The sequence below is a fragment of the Nocardioides sp. CPCC 206347 genome (assembly GCF_048654605.1).
Lineage (GTDB): Bacteria > Actinomycetota > Actinomycetes > Propionibacteriales > Nocardioidaceae > Nocardioides.
In genome coordinates this window covers 1-1,309 of record NZ_JBMCYZ010000017.1, presented here as the reverse complement: position 1 = coordinate 1,309, position 1,309 = coordinate 1, and the positions used below count along the sequence as shown (strand labels likewise).

The following is a 1,309-nucleotide window of genomic DNA, read 5'->3' as shown; positions in this document are numbered from 1 at the left end:
GTGTTCTGGCTCAGGACATAGGAAAGGGATCTCTCAAGACATAGGAAAGATCCGCGCACCACGCTGCACCGGTGTCGAAAGCCCGACTGGTCATCACCGCCGTCATCCTCGAGCACCGCCAACAAGCCGAGGTCGCCCGCGCCTACGGCGTATCCGAGAGCTGGGTCAGCAAACTCATCGCCCGCTACCGAGCCGAAGGCGAGGCCGCCTACGAACCCCGATCACGGCGCCCCCACACCAGCCCGACCGCTACCCCGCCCAGCACCGTCGAGCTGATCATCGAGCTCCGCAACAACCTCAGCGCTACGGGCCTGGACGCCGGCCCCGACACCATCGCCTGGCACCTCACCCAGCACCACGACATCACCACCTCGGTCGCCACGATCAGCCGCTACCTGACCCGCGCCGGGCTCGTCATGCCCGAACCGAAAAAGAGACCCAAGTCGTCCTACATCCGCTTCCAAGCCCAGATGCCCAACGAGACCTGGCAGTCCGACTTCACCCACTACCCACTCACCAACACCAAGAAGTACCCCAAGGGCATCGAAATCATCACCTGGCTCGACGACTGCACCCGCTACGCCCTGCACGTGTCCGCACACCTGGCGATCACGACCCCGATCGTCAAAGCCACCTTCCGCAAAGCCGCAGGTCAACACGGCATTCCCGCATCAACACTGACCGACAACGGCATGGTCTACACCGTCCGACTGGCCGGCATCGGACGCCAAGGCGGCCGCAACGGATTCGAACAACAACTCCGCACCTGGCACGTCACCCAGAAGAACTCACGCCCCAGCCACCCCACCACCTGCGGCAAGGTAGAGCGCTTCCAGCAGACCATGAAGAAATGGCTCCGCGCCCAACCGACCCAGCCGGCCACGATCACCGAACTACAAGCCTTGATCGACGAGTTCGTCACCGAGTACAACCACCGGCGCCCGCACCGCTCGCTGCCACACCGAGCGACCCCCGCAGCGCTCTACGACACGATGCCCAAAGCACTCCCAGGCGAGAACCGTGAGTCCGACACCCACGACCGCATCCGGCACGACAAGGTCGACAAATCCGGCACCGTGACACTGCGCGTAGCCGGTCAACTACGCCACATCGGCATCGGCCGAACCCACAAGGGAACCCACGTCATCCTGATCATCCAGGACCTGGAAGTCCGTGTCGTCAACGCCATCACCGGCGAACTCCTCCGCGAGCTCACCATCGACACCAACCGCGACTACCAACCCAAAAACCAGAAAGATCCGAACCCCCAATGAGGGTTCGGATCTTTCCTATCTCTTGCGAGATCACA

The 1,309-nt window shown here is 62.9% G+C and carries 1 protein-coding gene; it reads left to right on the top strand.

From position 1 onward, the window contains the following. Positions 1–71: 71 nt before the first annotated feature. Positions 72–1,274: an IS481 family transposase gene (locus ACOACQ_RS24070; protein WP_378596200.1), complete on the top strand. Its 1,203-nt coding sequence runs from the start codon at positions 72–74 to the stop codon at positions 1,272–1,274. Positions 1,275–1,309 lie beyond the last annotated feature (35 nt).